The 17,455-nt window shown below is 62.6% G+C and carries 15 protein-coding genes; 7 read left to right on the forward strand and 8 right to left on the reverse strand.

Annotated elements, in window-relative coordinates; translation table 11 throughout:
• Window positions 1–4 precede the first annotated feature (4 nt).
• Window positions 5–910 (forward strand): UTP--glucose-1-phosphate uridylyltransferase, encoded by a 906-nt coding sequence (locus tag ACX93L_RS20010; protein WP_459406470.1) that lies wholly within the window; start codon window positions 5–7, stop codon window positions 908–910.
• Window positions 911–1,016: 106 nt separating this feature from the next.
• Window positions 1,017–3,422 (forward strand): polysaccharide biosynthesis tyrosine autokinase, encoded by a 2,406-nt coding sequence (locus tag ACX93L_RS20015; protein WP_459406471.1) that lies wholly within the window; start codon window positions 1,017–1,019, stop codon window positions 3,420–3,422.
• 13 nt (window positions 3,423–3,435) lie between these two features.
• Here the strand turns inward: ACX93L_RS20015 and recQ are convergent, their stop codons facing one another.
• From recQ to alr, 3 genes are all read right to left on the reverse strand, one after another.
• The gene (gene recQ, locus ACX93L_RS20020; RefSeq protein ID WP_459406472.1) at window positions 3,436–5,295 is read right to left on the reverse strand and encodes a DNA helicase RecQ; all 1,860 of its coding nucleotides are present in this window, start codon (window positions 5,293–5,295) and stop codon (window positions 3,436–3,438) included.
• Window positions 5,296–5,426: 131 nt separating this feature from the next.
• Window positions 5,427–6,677: a D-amino acid dehydrogenase gene (locus ACX93L_RS20025; protein WP_459406473.1), complete on the reverse strand. Its 1,251-nt coding sequence runs from the start codon at window positions 6,675–6,677 to the stop codon at window positions 5,427–5,429.
• Between the two features lie 23 nt (window positions 6,678–6,700).
• The gene (alr, locus tag ACX93L_RS20030) at window positions 6,701–7,819 is read right to left on the reverse strand and encodes an alanine racemase (protein WP_459406474.1); all 1,119 of its coding nucleotides are present in this window, start codon (window positions 7,817–7,819) and stop codon (window positions 6,701–6,703) included.
• A gap of 127 nt (window positions 7,820–7,946) precedes the next feature.
• On the opposite strand from alr, the gene ACX93L_RS20035 reads away from it, so the two are divergent.
• Window positions 7,947–8,408: an Lrp/AsnC family transcriptional regulator gene (locus ACX93L_RS20035; protein WP_169595184.1), complete on the forward strand. Its 462-nt coding sequence runs from the start codon at window positions 7,947–7,949 to the stop codon at window positions 8,406–8,408.
• A gap of 83 nt (window positions 8,409–8,491) precedes the next feature.
• On the opposite strand, the gene minE is transcribed toward ACX93L_RS20035, so the two are convergent.
• The 4 genes from minE to mog all read right to left on the reverse strand — a co-directional run bounded on the left by minE (window position 8,492) and on the right by mog (window position 11,417).
• A complete protein-coding gene (minE, locus tag ACX93L_RS20040; RefSeq protein WP_459406475.1) occupies window positions 8,492–8,752 on the reverse strand; it encodes a cell division topological specificity factor MinE in 261 nt (86 codons plus the stop codon).
• A complete protein-coding gene (gene minD / locus ACX93L_RS20045) occupies window positions 8,749–9,564 on the reverse strand; it encodes a septum site-determining protein MinD (RefSeq protein ID WP_459406476.1) in 816 nt (271 codons plus the stop codon). The genes minE and minD overlap by 4 nt, the downstream gene beginning before the upstream one ends.
• A gap of 30 nt (window positions 9,565–9,594) precedes the next feature.
• The gene (minC, locus tag ACX93L_RS20050; RefSeq protein ID WP_459406477.1) at window positions 9,595–10,332 is read right to left on the reverse strand and encodes a septum site-determining protein MinC; all 738 of its coding nucleotides are present in this window, start codon (window positions 10,330–10,332) and stop codon (window positions 9,595–9,597) included.
• Window positions 10,333–10,895: 563 nt separating this feature from the next.
• Complete coding sequence (gene mog, locus ACX93L_RS20055) at window positions 10,896–11,417, reverse strand: molybdopterin adenylyltransferase (RefSeq protein ID WP_459406478.1); 522 nt, start codon at window positions 11,415–11,417, stop codon at window positions 10,896–10,898.
• A gap of 272 nt (window positions 11,418–11,689) precedes the next feature.
• On the opposite strand from mog, the gene ACX93L_RS20060 reads away from it, so the two are divergent.
• Window positions 11,690–12,679 carry a phosphotransferase enzyme family protein gene (locus tag ACX93L_RS20060; RefSeq protein ID WP_459406479.1) on the forward strand — a complete coding sequence of 330 codons (990 nt, stop codon included), beginning with the start codon at window positions 11,690–11,692 and terminating at the stop codon, window positions 12,677–12,679.
• A 10-nt stretch (window positions 12,680–12,689) separates the two neighbouring features.
• Window positions 12,690–14,018, forward strand: a complete 1,329-nt coding sequence (locus ACX93L_RS20065; RefSeq protein WP_459406480.1) for an aspartate aminotransferase family protein — start codon at window positions 12,690–12,692, stop codon at window positions 14,016–14,018.
• A 58-nt stretch (window positions 14,019–14,076) separates the two neighbouring features.
• Here the strand turns inward: ACX93L_RS20065 and fabG are convergent, their stop codons facing one another.
• On the reverse strand, window positions 14,077–14,850 hold the full coding sequence (fabG, locus tag ACX93L_RS20070) for a 3-oxoacyl-ACP reductase FabG (RefSeq protein WP_459406481.1): 774 nt from the start codon (window positions 14,848–14,850) through the stop codon (window positions 14,077–14,079).
• Window positions 14,851–15,155: 305 nt separating this feature from the next.
• Between fabG and ACX93L_RS20075 the strand changes: the two genes are divergently transcribed.
• Together ACX93L_RS20075 and ACX93L_RS20080 are read left to right on the forward strand one after the other, a co-directional pair.
• Entirely contained in the window at window positions 15,156–16,295 is a 1,140-nt protein-coding gene (locus ACX93L_RS20075; protein WP_459406482.1) for an ABC transporter substrate-binding protein, read from the forward strand.
• 29 nt (window positions 16,296–16,324) lie between these two features.
• Window positions 16,325–17,455 carry an ABC transporter ATP-binding protein gene (locus ACX93L_RS20080; protein WP_459406483.1) on the forward strand — a complete coding sequence of 377 codons (1,131 nt, stop codon included), beginning with the start codon at window positions 16,325–16,327 and terminating at the stop codon, window positions 17,453–17,455.

Consider the following 17,455-nt stretch of genomic DNA (forward strand, 5'->3'; position numbering starts at 1 on the left):
TGCCATGAACCTCAAGAAGACCGTCAGGAAAGCGATCATTCCCGTTGCCGGCAACGGAACACGATTTCTTCCTGCCACCAAGGCAATGCCGAAAGAGATGCTGACGATCGTTGACCGCCCGGTCGTGCAATACGCGGTCGAGGAGGCGCGCGAGGCCGGCATCGAACACATCGTCTTCGTCACCGGCCGCAACAAGCAGGCGATCGAGGATCACTTCGACGACACGCCGGAGCTCATTTCCTCGCTCTCCCGCTCCGGCAAGACAGCCCAGCTTTCCGAACTGGCCGAGATGCTGCCCGTCGCGGGATCGGTGAGCTTTACCCGCCAGCAGGCGCCGCTTGGCCTCGGCCACGCGGTGTGGTGCGCCCGCGACCTCATCGGCGACGAGCCCTTCGCGCTGCTTCTGCCGGACATGATCTCCTATGGGACGCGCGGCTGCATGGCCGGACTTGCCGACCTCTATTCGGCAACGGGCGGCAATGTTCTGGGGGTCGAGCAATGCTCTCCGGAAGACGCCTGCAAATACGGGATCGTCGGTAAGGGATCACCCGTACCCCATGGCTTCGGGGTCACCGCCATGGTGGAAAAGCCCCGCCCCGGCGAGGCGCCTTCCAACTATTACCTCAACGGCCGCTACATCCTTCAGCCGGAGATATTCGACATCCTCGCCCATCAGCCGCGCGGTGCCGGAGACGAGATCCAGCTGACCGACGCCATGGTGACGCTGTCAAAACGCCAGTCCTTCCACGCCCATCCCTATGACGGGCGGACCTTCGATTGCGGTTCGAAACACGGCTTCATCGAAGCCAACGTCGCCTTCGCACTCGCACGCACCGACATCAGCGGCCTGGTCTTCGATTCCGTGCGCGAGATGGTGCTCAACCACGAATGCCGGATCCGGGCAGCGTGAAGCGATCCGCCGGCCTCTCCTTCCGTGGACGCCGGCCCCATGTTCAGCGACTGGCCGGCGGGGGCATTCGCCCCGGCCGGACCCCCATTTGGAGACGAACGCGCCCATGAACCAGAGAACCCTGCCATTGAACGGCGTGTTGCACCGGGAGAAGGACGACGCCGATTCCTTCATTGATCTCGACCGGCTGTTCGCCTCGATCCTGAGACGCGCAACGACCATAGGTCTTACCACCGCCGTCTTCGTCGTGCTCGGCATCGCATACCTGCTCGTCACCACGCCCATCTATACCTCGATGACGCAAATCCTGCTCGACGAGAAGCTTTCCCGGTATGCCGAAGAAGAACTGGCCTCCCAGCAGAGCAAGCAACAGGCGGACACACAGATCTCCAGCGCTGTCGAAATCCTGAAATCGAACAAGCTCGCATTGCGTGTCGTCGATGAGGCCGCGCTTGCCGACAACGAGACCATTCTCGATCCCCCGAAGTCTCTGGCGGGAACAGCCAAATCCTGGCTGCGCGGGACGGTCAGCCTCTTCCTCGCCGCCGTCTCCGATGAGGCAGCCCTCGAAGGCAGGAGGCAGAAGGCAGCCGCCATGCTGCAGCAGGGCATTGCCGTCGAACGGGTCGGCCGCAGCGCGGTGGTGGCACTTTCCTATCGCTCACCCGATCCGCAGCTCGCAGCCAAAGTGACGCGCGCCTATGCCGACGCCTATCTCGCGGACCAGCTTAATGCCAACTTCGATGCCGCTGAACGGGCCTCGGTCTGGCTGCAGGGCAGGCTCGACAATCTTCGCGAACGGGCCCAGGCGGCCTCGCTCGAGGCCGAGCGCTACAAGGCGGCAAACGGGCTCACGTCCACGCGTGGCGAGCTGATGTCCGAACAGCAGCTCACCGACCTCAACAGCCAGCTGATCATTGCCCAAGCCGACGTGGCACGGGCCTCGGCGCGTTACAACCAGTTCAAGGCGATCATCGACCAAGGCCCGGACAATGCGGTCAAGAATGCGATGATCGGCTCGGGAGAGACGGACAACACCGTCATCCGCGAGTTGCGAGGGCGTTATCTGTCGATCGAGCAACGCGAACGCGAGGTGACCGGAAGCTTCGGCGCAGACCATCCGCAGGCGGTCGCGCTCAAGACGGAGAAGAGCGACGTCGCCCAGCAGATCTTCCAGGAAATCCAGCGTCTTGCCGACGGCTATCGCAACGAGTTCGAGGTCACCCAGTCGCGGGAAAAGTCGCTTCGAGAGAGTATCGCGGGCGTCACCGGAAAGAACTCGGAAGCCAACAAGTCGCTGGTTCAGCTGCGCGAACTGGAACAGAAAGCGACGGCGCTGAAGTCGCTCTATCAGTCCTATCTCGACCGTTACGAACAGGCTTCGCAGCAACAGTCCTTCCCGATCGCGGAAGCCCGGGTCATCTCGGATGCGGGCGTACCCGTTTCACCGTCGAGTCCGAAGAAGACGATGGTGCTTGCGCTCTCTGCCGTGCTTGGACTGATGGCCGGGGGCGCACTGGCATTCGTGCAGGAAATGCGGGAGCGGTATTTCAGGCTCGGCGGCGATGTGCGATCGGTTCTCGGCCAGACACCGCTCGGTTACCTGCCTCTTGTCGGAGGCGCGCAAAAGAAGCCCTTCGACCAGTTCAATACATGGTTGAAGCGGGGGCGCGAACCTGCGCCCGAGCCGACACCGGAACTGCCGCTCGAGCGCATGACGCGTCTCGTTCTCGAGGCGCCGCGTTCCGCCTTCGCGGAGACGCTGAGAAACGCCAAGCTTGCCTGCGACATCGTTCTCCAGGGGCGGGGAAGCCGCGTCATCGGCGTGGTTTCGGCACTACCGGGCGAAGGGAAGACGACGGTCGCGGCCAACTTCGCAGCGCTTCTCGCCGCAAGCGGCAAGCGCACCCTGCTGATCGATGCCGATCTTCGCAATCCGAGGCTGAGCCGCATGCTGAAGCCCGTCCCCAAGGCCGGGCTCGTGGAGGCCGTCATCGGCGATGCGCCCTGGACCAGCCTCGTCCGGGTCGACCCGCAATCGAAGCTCGCCATCCTGCCGATCCTGCCTCGTCCCTATGGGGAGCAGCTTCCTCACACCAACGAGCTTCTCGCGTCTTCCGGCATGGCAGGCCTGATCGACAGCGCCCGCCAGATGTTCGACTATGTCATTGTCGACCTTGCGCCGCTCGGCCCGGTGGTCGATGCCAAGGCCTTTGCCGGACAGGTCGACGGTTTCGTCTTCGTCGTGGAATGGGGCAAGACGCCGACCCGACTGGTTTCCGATCTCCTGGAGGCCGAACCACTGATCGCCTCCAAGATCCTCGGCGTCCTCCTCAACAAGACGGACATGGACCAGCTCGCCCGATACAGCGATTTCGGCGGGCCGGAGAAATTCCGTAACGCCTACGACAAATACTACCAGTCGCGCATGCCGGATGTCGGCCCGCCACGACGTCCACCAACCTCGACTGCCCCCGCCGCGGCAACGGAGGCACGGCCGGTCCGGTCGTGACCGCCTTGCATTGTCATTCCTGGTAGCCGCGGATCACTTCGAGGAAGGCATCGCCGTAGCGTTCGAGCTTGGACTGCCCCACACCTGAAATGCCGAGGAGGGCCTTGTGACTCGTAGGTCGATCGGTCGCGAAGGCAACAAGCGTCGTATCAGGAAAGACGACATAGGGGGGGACCGAGAGCTCCTTGGCGATCGCCATGCGGGCCGCGCGAAGGGCCTCGAACAGCTCCATGTCGGAGCCCGCCAACATCGACCGTGCGTTGACGGAACTCGCCGATGCCGCCTTCGATGCCTTGCCGCTCGTCGGACGGTCCTTCCTGAAGCGAACCTCGCGTTCGCGTCGGAAAACGGCCCGGGCGTCCGGCTCGAGGCGAAGCGCGCCGAAGGCCGAATGATCGACACTGACGAGGCCGGCGGCAAGCAACTGACGGTAGACCGATTGCCAGGTTTTCGACGAAAGCTCCTTTCCGACACCGAAGACCGGCATATCCACATGCCCGAACCGGATAGTCTTCTCGTTTTCCACGCCGAACAGGACGTCGATCAGGTGCCCGGTGCCGAACCGTTCGCCGGTCCGGTAGATCGCTGCGAGTGCCTTGATAGCCGCTTCGCTTCCGTCCCAGGTTTCTACCGGCTTCAGGCAGGTGTCGCAGTTCCCGCAGCCGCCTGCATGTGGTTCGCCGAAATGGGCGAGGATCGCCTGGCGCCGGCAGCCCGGCGTCTCGCAGATCGCCAACAGGGCATTGAGCTTGGCGCGCTCCACGCGCTTCACCTCGTCGGCCGAGCCGCCTTCATCGATCATCCGCCCCCGCTGGATAACGTCGGCCATACCATAGGCCATCCAGACATCGGACGGCAGACCATCACGGCCCGCACGCCCGGTTTCCTGGTAATAGGCCTCGACGGATCCGGGCAGGTCGAGATGCGCAACGTAACGCACGTTGGGCTTGTCGATGCCCATGCCGAAGGCCACGGTCGCGACCAGACACAGCCCTTCCTCCTTGAGAAAGGCGTCCTGATGGGCATCGCGGATCGGGCGCTCCATGCCGGCATGATAGGCCAGCGCGCGAACGCCTTGCGTGTTCAGCCATTCGGCAGTGTCCTCGACCTTCGCACGCGACAGGCAGTAGACGATACCGCTCGATCCCTCATGGCGTGAAAGGAAGCGCAGGAGCTGCTGGCGCGGCTGGTCGCGCTCGACGATTTCATATGAAATGTTCGGGCGATCGAAGGAGGTCGTGAAGACCTCGGCCGCGTGAAGACCGAGCCTGTCGATGATGTCTTCGCGCGTGTGCGGGTCGGCGGTCGCGGTCAATGCGATGCGCGGCACGCCCGGATAGTCGTCGCCAAGCCGGCCGAGCTCGCGGTATTCCGGCCTAAAATCATGGCCCCACTGGGAGACGCAATGTGCTTCGTCGATCGCAAACAACGCGATCCGAGCATTGCCGATCATGTCCTTGAAGCCTGCCGTGACGATACGTTCCGGGGTGACATAAAGGAGATCCAGCTCTCCTCTGTCGATCGCACGGCGAACCTCGACATATTCCTCGCGCGACAGTGATGAGTTCAGGGCGGCAGCGCGCACGCCCAACTGCCTGAGGGCCTCGACCTGATCGCGCATCAGGGCAATGAGCGGGGAAACGACGATGCCGATCCCATCGCGGCAGAGGGCCGGGATCTGGAAGCACAGGGACTTGCCGGCCCCGGTCGGGAAGAGAACCACGGCGTCCCCACCGGACACCACGCGCTCGACCACCTCGGCCTGCCGCCCGCGAAAGGCGGGATAGCCGTAGACCTGCTTGAGCACTGCGAGCGGGTTCTTCGCGCCCTCGGTTTCAAACAGATGATCGATGGAGTTTCTGGTCTGCGGCATGGAATCGCTTTCGTGAGAAGGCGTCCACTATCGCACAAATCCTGCCGCCGCCGCGAGTGCGAACGCCCCCGCGGCCACCTCCGTCCTCAGCGAAATCGCCGTGCCGGCCGTCAGTCTCCGGCAACTTCCGCTCAATTGTAGCGGGCGATTGCCAGGTCCTTGGTTTCGATTTCCGGCGTCCTGCCGGTCACGATGTCGCTCAGCACCTTGGCCGAACCGCAGCTCATGGTCCAGCCAAGCGTGCCATGGCCAGTGTTCATGTAAAGGCCACGGACCTTGGTCGCGCCGATGACCGGCGTGCCATCCGGCGTCATCGGACGAAGGCCCGACCAGAAGTCCGCCTTGGACACATCTCCACCGGGGAAGAGGTCGGTCACCGAATGCTCCAAGGTACGGCGTCGGGCAAGGCCGAGATCGTTGGTATAGCCGGAGATTTCCGCCATGCCGCCGACACGGATGCGATCGCCGAGGCGAGTGATGGCGATTTTGTAGGTCTCGTCCATGACGGTCGATTCCGGGGCGCGGGTCGCATCGGTGATCGGGATGGTGAGCGAATAGCCCTTGACCGGATAGACCGGCAGGCTGATGCCGAGCGGCTTGACCATCAGCGGCGAAAAGCTGCCGAGCGCGACGACAACCGCGTCGGATTTCGTCATGCCGCGATCGGTCACGACTCCCTTGGCTTCGCCACCTTCGACGACAATCGACTTGATGGTGCGTCCGTAGTCGAAGACGACGCCGAGAGCCTCGGCCTTCGCGGCAAGCGCGTTGGTGAACTTGAAGCAGTCGCCGGTTTCGTCCTTCGGCGTCAGCAGGCCGCCGACGATCTTTTCGCGCACATGGCGAAGGGCCGGCTCGACGCGAATGCAGGCCTCCGGATCGAGGACTTCATAGGGAATGCCGTCCGCGGCCAGTGCCTTCACATCCTTCGCGGAGGCGTCCAGCTGCGCCTCAGTACGAAAGAGCTGCAGCGTTCCCTGCATGCGTTCATCATAGGCAATCCCGGTCTCGCTGCGGACCTCGGCGAGGGCTATGCGGCTGTAATCTGCAAGGCGGAGCATGCGGCTCTTGTTGATCGCATATCGCGAGGACGTGCAGTTGGACAGCATCTTCAGCATCCACGAGATCATCGCCCCGTCGACCTTCGGGCGAAGGATCAGCGGCGCGTGTTCCATGAAGATCCACTTCAGTGCCTTCTGCGGGATCCCGGGTGCGGCCCAGGGCGAGCAATAGCCGAACGAAACCTCGCCGGCATTGGCGAAGCTGGTTTCTAGAGCCGGACCCGCCTGACGGTCGATGACGGTTACTTCATGACCGGCCTTGGCGAGATAATAGGCGGAGGTTACGCCGACGACGCCGGCACCTAGGATAGTGACTTTCATGGCAGACCCAATTTCGATAGAGCTCAGCGATAGCGCCGCTGGAAGCGGCGGCCGAGGCTTGTCAGGATTTCGTAGGAGATGGTTCCGGCATCCGCCGCAAGGTCTTCCAGAGACTGATGCGGGCCGATGACTTCGACGTGATCACCGAGCTTCAACCGGCCGGCGGGCAGATCGCTGATGTCGACGATCAGGCTGTCCATTGAGACGCGGCCGACGATCGGCAGGCGAACACCGTCACAATAGACCGCGCCGCGGTCGCTCAGGGAGCGAGGCAGGCCGTCGGCATAGCCGACCGACAGGGTGGCGAGCCGGCGTTCTTCCTTCGCCACATAGGCGCCGGAATAGCCGACCAGCGTTCCCGCGGGCACCGTCCGGGTCTGGACGACGGGCACGTCGAGGCTGACCACCGGCTGCATCGGGGTGTCGATGACATCGGTCGGGCGACCGCCGTAGAGGGCGATCCCCGGGCGCACGAGCGCGCCGTGGAGGTCACTCCCGAGAAAGATGCCGCCCGAGTTGGCGAAGCACAGCTGATGGTCGGGGAAGAGTTCGGCGAATTCGCGCATCGCAGCCGCCTGCGCGACATTCTGCGGGCTCTCGGCCTCATCGGCCGATGCAAGATGGCTCATGATGTAGCGCACGTCGACGCCGTCCAGGAGCGAGGGTTGCTGCGCGAGAAAGACAGCTTCTGCCATCGACAGGCCGAGCCGTGACATGCCGGTGTCAAACTGCAGCAGCGCCGGCAGTTTCTGGCCGCGCGCCTTTGCCAACTCGTTCCAGTTTTCCACCTGCTCCAGGGAGTTGAGCACCGGCACGATGCCACGGGTCGCGCAATCGCCTTCAAAACCGGGCAGGAGACCGTTCAGGACGTAGATGCGGGCTTCTGCCGAAACATGCGGCTTCAATTCGAGGGCTTCGCCATACTGTGCGACGAAGAAATCGCGGCAACCAGCCGCATCGAGCACCGGAGCAACACGAGCAACATCAAGACCGTAGGCGTTGGCCTTGACGACGGCCGCCGCGCGAGCCGGAGCCACCGTTGCGCAGAGGCGGAGATAATTCGCCCGGAGGGCTGAGAGATCAATCGTCAGCCGTCCGGCCGACCCCACATTTGCCGATACCTTGAAGCGTTGCGCGTCCATCAAGCCACTCCGTAAGAACCTGAGAAAACTGTAACGCAAATATCAATCGTGAAACTTGCAAATCATGCAAATAACGAGCAATTCTTGATCATATTGATATGTTCACGCGCAAAATTGGAAATTTCCCTTGCAAGCCTTGGATGCCATAGACCGCAATATCATTCGCATGCTGCGGCTCGACGCCCGTATCAGCAGCACGAAGCTGGCCGAGGCCGTCGGGCTATCCCCGTCCGCCTGCCTGCGTCGCATTCACCTGATGGAAAAGGGCGGGGTGATCCGCGGCTATACCGCACTGGTCGGACTTGGCGACGAGACCAGCGCGATTGCGGTCATCATCAACATCACGCTGGAACGGCAGACCGAGGACCACCTCAACCGCTTCGAGGAGGCCGTCAGGAGACACCCGGAAATCCGTGAATGCTACCTGATGACCGGCGGGTCCGACTATTTTCTGCGGGTCGAGGTGGAGACGCCAGGCGATTTCGAACGGATCCACAAGGAGATCCTCGCCAAGCTTCCGGGCGTGTTACGCATTCATTCCAGCTTCTCGATCCGGAACGTGCTGGCCGTCGCGCCGAAGCGACGCTAGGGGCGGAGGTGGTCTTCAGCGCTGTGAACGCGTGACCCGGACTCGGACGGAGCGCCCTTCGGCGCTCCGTTGGTCTTCAAGGCTCAGGCAGCGAGACGTGCCGCGTCGAGCGGGATTTCGACCTCGATCTCGAGGATCGAGACGTGCTCGTCACGATCCATCTTGACATGGACCCGATCGCCGTCGACCTGGACGTGTCTGGCGATGACGGCGAGGATTTCCTCCCGCAGCACGGCGACGAGGTCGGATTCAACCGAAGCACGCTCGTGGGCGAGCAGGACCTGCAGGCGCTCGCGCGCCATCGGCGCCGATCTCTGCTTGCGGAACAGACTGAATATGCTCATGCCGCCCTCCGCGCGAAGATCTTGCCGAAGAGCCCGCGCTTTTCGCCGGGAATCTCGATCGGCACGGCTTCGCCCGCCAGCCGGCGTGCCGCATCAAAATAGGCCATCGCCGGAGCACAACGCGCATCGGCCAGCGTCACCGGCGCACCGATGTTGGAGGCGCGCAGGACGTCCATGCTTTCCGGGATGATGCCGAGCAGCGGAATGGACAGGATTTCAAGAACGTCGTCGACCTTCAGCATGTCGCCACGCTGGGCGCGGGTGGCGTCGTAACGGGTCAGCAGAAGATGCTTCTCGATGCGTTCGCCGAGTTCCGCCTTGGCCGTCTTGGAGTCCAGCAGGCCGATGATGCGGTCGGAATCGCGCACCGACGAGACTTCCGGATTAGTGACCACCACGGCCATGTCCGCGTGGCGCATCGCAAGCGTCGCGCCGCGCTCAATGCCCGCCGGGCTGTCGCAGATGACCCAGTCGAAATAGCGTTTCAGTTCGTTGATGACCTGCTCGACGCCTTCCGGCGTCAGGTTGTCCTTGTCGCGGGTCTGGGAAGCAGGCAGGAGGAAGAGGGTTTCCAGACGCTTATCGCGGATCAGCGCCTGCGGAAGCTTGGCATCGCCCTGGATCACGTTGATCAGATCGTAGACGACGCGACGCTCGGCGCCCATCACGAGGTCGAGATTGCGCAGGCCGACATCGAAATCGACGACGACGACCTTCTCATTTCGCTGTGCGAGGGCAGCACCCAATGCGGCCGTCGAGGTGGTCTTGCCGACCCCGCCCTTGCCTGAAGTGACGACCACTACCTTCCCCATCTTGCTCTCCTGTCTTCGGCCGGCTGCGGCTCAATTGAGTTTGTCTGCCATGATCGTTTCGCCTTCGAGCCACCACTGGACCGGTTGTCCGCGGAGGTTCTGGGGCATGTCTTCCGCCATCTTGTAGATGCCGTCGATGGCGACCAGTTCGGCTTCGAGCTTGCGGCAAAAAATCCGCGCGCTCGCATTTCCGATCGATCCCGCCATCGCCCGCCCCCGAAGGGCGCCATAGATGTGTATGGAACCGCCGGCGATCACCTCGGCGCCCGAAGCGACGGACCCGATGATGGTCACATCGCCATCGGCAAAGATCACCGACTGGCCCGAGCGGACCGGTTCGCTGATGATCAGCGACTGGAGTGCCTGGCGCGTCACCGGCGGCTCAGCCTTGGCGGCGTCTGCTGGGGCGGCAGCCTCGTTTGCCGGTTCTGCGACGGCCACCTCGAAATCCGCCGCCGGCCGGCCGCCCTTCAGCGCGGGGGGCATGCCGGGTTCGACCAGCGATGGCCGTCCGCCCTCGATGCCCATAACGCTCACGTTCCTGCGGCCGAGTTCGGCGATCAGCCCCTTCAATTGCGGACGGTCGATCTCCAGATCGGTGACATCGAGCACGACGGGACGACCGAGAAAGAAGCCGGCAGAGCGCGCTGCAAGATCGTCGAGCCGCACCAACCAGTCCTCGAGGGGAAGGTCGGGCGACAACACCACCGCCAGAAAGGAGCGGCCCTTGATTCGGATCGAGCGGGCGTCTGTTAGCACTTTGGTCATCTGCGTTAAGAATTGGTTATCCTTGGTACCTTCGATATGGTTAACAAATGGTTAACGTCGGCCGCGATGCCGTTGCGCCGGATCGCCGAAAATTTCAGGAAAATACATATTTTCCTGAGCCTTAGACATTCGAGGGCAGATGTGACCGTCCGCCTTTTTTTGCCGGACTTGCTCGGCCGCTTAAGAGGGGGAGATCAATGCGCATGGCCGGTTTTCCATGGGCACGGGCGCGCCATTGCGTGCCGGTCGGCCAATTAAGCCACGTGCCGGAACCTGCCGGGACTCCACCTGCAACGGGGTTGCGATTACGGCTGATTCGAAAAGCCGTCGGGTCGGCATAGGCTGCCTTCTGATAAACGTCGGGGGTGTCGCCCGGCCAAGGGTCTTTGCCATCGATCGCATGCGATCAAAAAGAACCCGCCTCCACGAAGAAGGCGGGAGATTATTGCCGGCGAAGTAAGGGGGGCGGGTTCGCCAGCCTGCTCAGAGTGCCACGGAATTCACAAAAAGGATAGCCCTCGATATTTAGTGAATGCAGTGGATACGATGTATCGAGCAGTACCTCAAACGGGCGGGCGGAATGCCTTGATCCTGGCAGGGTCGGTCTCGATCCTGCCCGCGCCGATCAGGTCAAGGCAATAGGGCACTGCGGCGAAGATGGTGTCGAGACTGAAACGGATCGAACTCGGCTTGCCGGGGAGATTGATGATCAGCGTCTTGCCGCGCGTGCCGGCCGTCTGGCGCGACAGGATGGCGGTCGGCGTCTGTTCGAGGCTTGCACGCCGCAACTGTTCGCCGAAACCCGGCAGTTCCTTCACCAGAACCTCGCGCATCGCTTCCGGCGTTTCATCCCGCGGGGAAGGTCCGGTGCCACCGGTTGTAAGAATGAGGTCCACGCCCTCCTGATCACAGAGCGCGATCAGCGTGTCCCTGACCGAGGCGACACCATCGGGAATGACGCGCCGGACGATCTCATAGGGAGAAACGACGGTTTCCTTCAGCCAGCCCTCGATCGCCGGACCGCTCAGATCCTCGTATTCACCACTGCTGGCGCGATCCGACACGGTGACGATGGCAATCTGCATTTTGAACCTCCGAAGACGGACTTGTGCTGCGATACCCGCTGACGGATCGCGCGTTTTCTGACGGATGACCTTCCGGTTTGCATGAAACCGCCACCCGAACAAGGCTCTTCACAAACTCTTTCCGTGGCCGCCAAGCGAGGATAGCGCGGCCTGACGGCCTTCCTGCCTGCATTTTCTGCCACATGTGATGATGGACCTCACATCTTTTATGTTGCAAATCCAACATCAATGATGTTGGATTTGCCAACAATAATGCGATTGAGGCGGCCGATTTGTTGTACGATGCAGATTTCCTTTCCCGACTTGAGCACGGCCTGCAGGACCTCACCCCCGCCTGGGGCGCCTCGCCCGATGCGCATCTGAAGCTGCTGACGATTTCCGAGAACGCAACGTTCCGGCTGACCGATCCGGGGACCGGGCGCGACCTGATCATCCGGGTACACCGCCCCGACTATCACACCGATTCGGAGATCCTCTCCGAACTTGCCTGGATCGAGGCCCTGCGGGAGGCGGGAATCGTTGCGACCCCCCGGCCCATGGCGGCCAGCGACGGCAATTTGCTGCAGGTCTTTTCAGACGGAGAGACGATGCGCCGCGCCGTTGCCTTCGAGTTCATGGCCGGCAAGGAGCCGGATGCCGAGGCCGATCTGTCGAAATGGTACGGCACACTCGGCGAGATCAATGCGCGGCTGCACGGTCACAGCTTAAACTGGGTGCGCCCGGAGCGCTTCATCCGCAAGACCTGGGATTTCGACCATATCATCGGCAGCGACGCCTATTGGGGCGACTGGCGCGCCGCTCTCGGTCTGACGCCTGAGGGCAAGGCAGTTCTTGAGCGGACACACGGGCTTCTGGCAAGGCAGACCCGGGCCTATGGATACGGCGCCGACCGGTTCGGTCTCGTTCACTGCGACATGCGGGCCGCCAACCTGCTGGTCGAGGGCGATCGGCTTGGCGTCATCGATTTCGACGATTGTGGCCTCTCCTGGTTCGCCTATGACTTCGCCGCCGCGATCAGCTTCATGGAGCATGAGCCCTTCATCCCCGAATTGATGGCAGCATGGCTGGAAGGTTACCGTCGCGTCGCGCCGTTCGGTCCGGAACACGAGGCGGCACTTCCGATGTTCATCATGCTTCGGCGCATGCAACTCACCGCGTGGATCGCCTCGCATGCGGAGACCCCCACGGCGCAGTCCATGGGCACGGCCTATACCGACGGCACCGTGGCGCTCGCCGAGCGCTACCTGGCAGAACACGGCTGAGGAGGCCCGGATGAGCACCGCCACCAAGGAAATCCTCGACCTCAACCGCTTCGATGCATCACGGACGGAAGGCTTTCCGCCGGATCTCGCCGAGCGCGTTTCCCGGCGCCAGGCCGCCTTCGGTGCCTCCTCCGTTCTCTTCTACGAGCAGCCGATCGAGATGGTGCGCGCCAGAGGCGCCTACATGTATGACGTCAACGGCCGCAAGTATCTCGACGTCTACAACAACGTACCGTCGGTCGGCCACTGCCACCCCAGAGTGGTCGAGGCCGTTGCACGCCAAGTCGGCGAACTCAACATCCACACGCGCTACCTCAATCGCGTCGTCGAGGCTTACAGCGAAAAGCTGCTCTCCAAGTTTCCGGTGGGTCTCAGCAATGTCGTGATGACCTGCACCGGCAGCGAGAGCAACGATCTCGCCATGCGGATCGCCCGCATCGCGACCGGTGCGGAAGGTTTCATCGTCACCGAGGCCGCCTATCACGGCAACACGGCGCTGGTGACCGAGATTTCGCCGTCGTCACTACGCAAACGCAAGCCCGCGCCCTTCGTGGCAATCATCCCGGCCCCCGCCGCCCGCGAAGGCATGAGCGTCGAGGAAAGTTTCGCGGCGTCGGTCGCAGCGGCGATTTCGGACCTGAACTCGCGCGGCATCGGCCTAGCCGCGCTGGTCATCGATACGATCTTTTCGAGCGACGGCATCTATGCCGATCCCGCGGGCTTCCTGAAGGCTGCCACCGATGTCGTGCATCGCGCCGGCGGCCTGCTGATCGCCGACGAGGTCCAGCCGGGCTTCGGCCGCACCGGCGGAGGCTTGTGGGGCTTTGAACGGCACGGCGTGACGCCCGACATCGTCACGATGGGCAAGCCCATGGGCAACGGCTTCCCGATGGGTGGCGTCGTCACAAGGCCGGAATTCCTGAAACGGTTCTGCGAGGAGACCGGCTATTTCAACACTTTCGGCGGAAACCCGGTGGCGGCCGCGGCCGGCCATGCCGTCCTCAATGTGATCGAAGAGGAAGAACTGGTTGCGCGCGCGAACACGGTCGGCGCCTATTTCAGGCAGTCGCTGACGGACCTGCGGGCGACGCATGCTGAAATCGGTGAGGTTCGCGGCGCGGGCCTCTTCATCGGCCTCGATTTCGTCGACCCCGGAAACGGCACGCCGAACACAGCGCTCGCCACCCATGCGATCAACCAGCTGAAGCAGAACGGGATCCTCATCGGGGCTGCGGGCAAGTATGGCGCGACGCTGAAGATCCGTCCGCCGCTGTGCTTCTCGCAAGAGGATGCCGACCTATTCACCGGCACGCTAGATACAATCCTCAAGGCGCGCTGAGGCGCCTGAACAGCTTGCAAAGAAGCCGGGCGACGGTCTCGCCCGGCTTCTTCCGTTTTCAGCCCATCGCCTCCAGCGCGCCGAGCGATTCCGGCAGGATCTGGCCGCCATCGACGACGATCGACTGGCCGGTGATGTAGGCCGCCTCTTCCGACGCAAAGAACAGCGCGGCATTGGCGATGTCTTCCGGCGTTCCCAGACGGCGCAGCGGCACGGAAGCCTCCATAGCGGCGATGTAATCCGGACCATTGCCCTCAAGGCCTTCCGTCATGATGTTGCCGGGCATCACGGCATTGACGGTGATCTTCTTCGGCGCCAGTTCGATCGCCGCCGTGCGCATGAAGCCGAGCTGGCCGGCCTTGCTCGCCCCGTAATGCGACCAGCCCGGATAGCCGGTGATCGGTCCGGTGATCGACGAGGTGATAATGATACGGCCCGCACCTGCCCTGGTCATCGCAGGTAGCACCGCCGAGACGCTGAGGAAGGTGCTCTTGAGATTGGTCGAGATGACGTGGTCGAAATCGGCCGCCGTCATTTCACCCAGTTTGGCAGCCGGGAAGATGCCGGCATTGGCGCACAGTACGTCCACGCCGCCGTAGCGGGTGACGGCTGCCTCGACCATCGCCTTGCACCCTTCCTCGGTGCTGACATCCGCGGCAAATCCCGAGGCATTGGCTCCGATTTCTGACGCCACCCCGCCAGCATCGGCCTGGCTGCGCGACACGACGAGAACATTCAGTCCCGCCTCCCCGAAACGCAAGGCGATACCCTTGCCGATACCCCGGCTTGCGCCGGTCACGATGACGGTTTTCCCCTGAAGTGACTTCAACATGTCCTGCTCGCTTTATTGTTGTGGTTTCCACAAATTGAGTGTCGCACCTGCATCAATTTCATGCGTCAGATTAAAACATCGCCACGCCGTCTGCACAAAAGAAATGCAAAGCAAATGCGCGAGATTAAGCGGATTTCGAGCCGCGTCACGAAATTGGGAACGATACCCGGATGCTCCCGATAGCCTCATTGCGCAACGCACAATGAACAACAAAATACATGTTGTAAACCACACATTTTTGCGACACACTTCCAACATAACGCATCCACGAGCCGATCAATCCGGCCATGACAAGGGGAACGACAATGATGAAAATCTCCAGACGCAACATGATGCAGATGATGGGCGCGGCCGCTTTCTCCGGACCGCTCGCAAGTGCGACCCGCGCCTTCGCAGCCCGTGAAAAGGAGCTCAACATCCTCTGCTGGGAAGGCTACAATTCCGCGCAGGTGCTGGACCCCTTCCGCTCCAGCCAGTCGGCGACCGTCAAGGCCGAGAGCCTGACCAACGACCCGACCATGATCAACAGGCTGCGCGCCGGCGAGACCAAGATCTGGGACCTCATCAACGTCAACAATCCCTGGGCCCGCAAGGTCATGGCGCCGGCCGGCCTGATCAAGCCGCTGCCGCGCGCCGAGTTCGAACCCTATTTCGACACCATGCTGCCCGACTTCAAGGCACCTTATCGCTGGGCGATGAGCGACGACGGCAAGGACCTGCTCGGCATGGCCCAGCGCTTCGGCCCCTACAGCTTCGTCGTCAACACCGACAAGGTCAGCAAGACGACGGCGGAAGAACAGGGCTGGGACCTGTTCAACGATGCCTCGCTCGCCGGCAAGTACGGCATCCAGGAATCCGACGACTGGAACGTCTTCAACATCTTCCTGATTGCCGGCATCAATCCGTTCAAGGAACACTCGGAAGAGGAGTTCAAGGCCTTCTCCGCGACCGCCGAGAAGGTGTTCAAGGGCGCCAAGATGGTCGGCGACATGGCCTCGCTCAACCAGGCACTCGTCTCGGGGGAGATCGACCTCTACATGACCGGCGGCACCTACTCCGTTTCTCCGGCCCGTGCCGACGGCTATGCGAACCTGCGTGCGATCACCCCACTCAAGGGGCCGATCGACGGCAAGGGCGGGATCTCGTGGATCGAGATCACCTCGACCGTCAACAATCCCGAGCTTTCGCCGCTTGCCGTGGAATTCCTGAAATATGTCCAGGATCCGGAAGTCGCCCATACCGTCGCCTTTGCCGAAGGCACGTTCAACCCGGTCAGCCAGATGGGCAATCCGAAGTGCTTCGAACTCTTCACCAAGGAAGAACTGGAAGCCATCCAGTGGGACAGCCTTGAAGAGGACATGGCCCGTTCGGCCGAGTACGACATCGTGCCCGACTACGACAAGGCACTGGAATTGATGACGGCGGCCAAGCGCCTGCGCGGCTGAGCCGGCCCTGCCCTGACGGAGCAAACGAAATGAGCCTTGCGATGATCTCGCCCACCCTGACCTACGCCCCATCGGAGACCGAAGACGCAGTCGAGGCCATAACGGCACCGGTTCTGCAGCTGGTCGATGTCCGCAAGATTTTCGGCGACTTCGCCGCGGTCGACGGCATCAATGTCGACATCAGGGAGGGCGAGTTCGTCACCATCGTCGGACCTTCCGGGTCCGGCAAGACGACGCTTCTGCGCATGCTGGCCGGCATGGAATCGCCGTCGGAAGGCTACATCACGCTGCGCGGCGAACTGATCAACGACGTGCCGGCCGACAAGCGGCCGACATGTCTCGTCTTCCAGTCGCTCGCGCTTTTCCCGCACAAGACCGTCGGCGAGAACATCGAGTTCCCGCTGAAGGTCCGCAAAATGCCGGCGGCCGAACGCAAGGCCCGCGCGCTCGAACTGATGCGCATGGTGCGCCTGCCCGAGAGCTACTACTCCAAGAACGTGATGCGCTGCTCGGGCGGCGAAAAGCAACGCGTGGCGCTGGCCCGCGCCTTTGCCTATGACCCGGACGTCCTGTTCTTCGACGAACCGCTGTCGGCACTCGACTACAAGCTGAAGAAGGTGCTGGAGAAGGAGTTGAAGGACCTGCACCGCGAGAGCGGAAAGACCTTCGTCTACATTACCCACTCGCTCGAGGAAGCCATGGTGATGTCCGACCGCGTCGGCGTCATGAGCCGCGGACGCCTCGTGCAGATCGGCACGCCGGAGGAAATCTATACCCGGCCCGCCACCCGTTTCGTCGCCGAGTTCTTCGGCGAGGTGAACAGTTTCGAAGTGAAGCGCGAGGGTCACGGAACCTGGACGCTGACCGACGGCAAGCCAATCACGGTGGCTCCGGTCAACGAGGCGATCGGCGACACGGCCACCGTCATCGTGCGGCCCGAAACCATGCGCTTCGTCACCGGCCCCTCGAGCGCCGACAACCTGATTACCGGGAGGATCTACAACGAATACTCGCTTGGCTCGCGCATGCAGTACCAGGTGCATTCGGGCGAACGGATCTACCTCGTCGAGGCGGCGCGCACGGCCGTCGCCGGCATCTCCGCGGGCGACACCGTCACCATCGGCTGGGATGCCCGCGACGCCATCGTGGTGGGAGACTGA

Source organism: Rhizobium sp. CAU 1783, assembly GCF_054551725.1.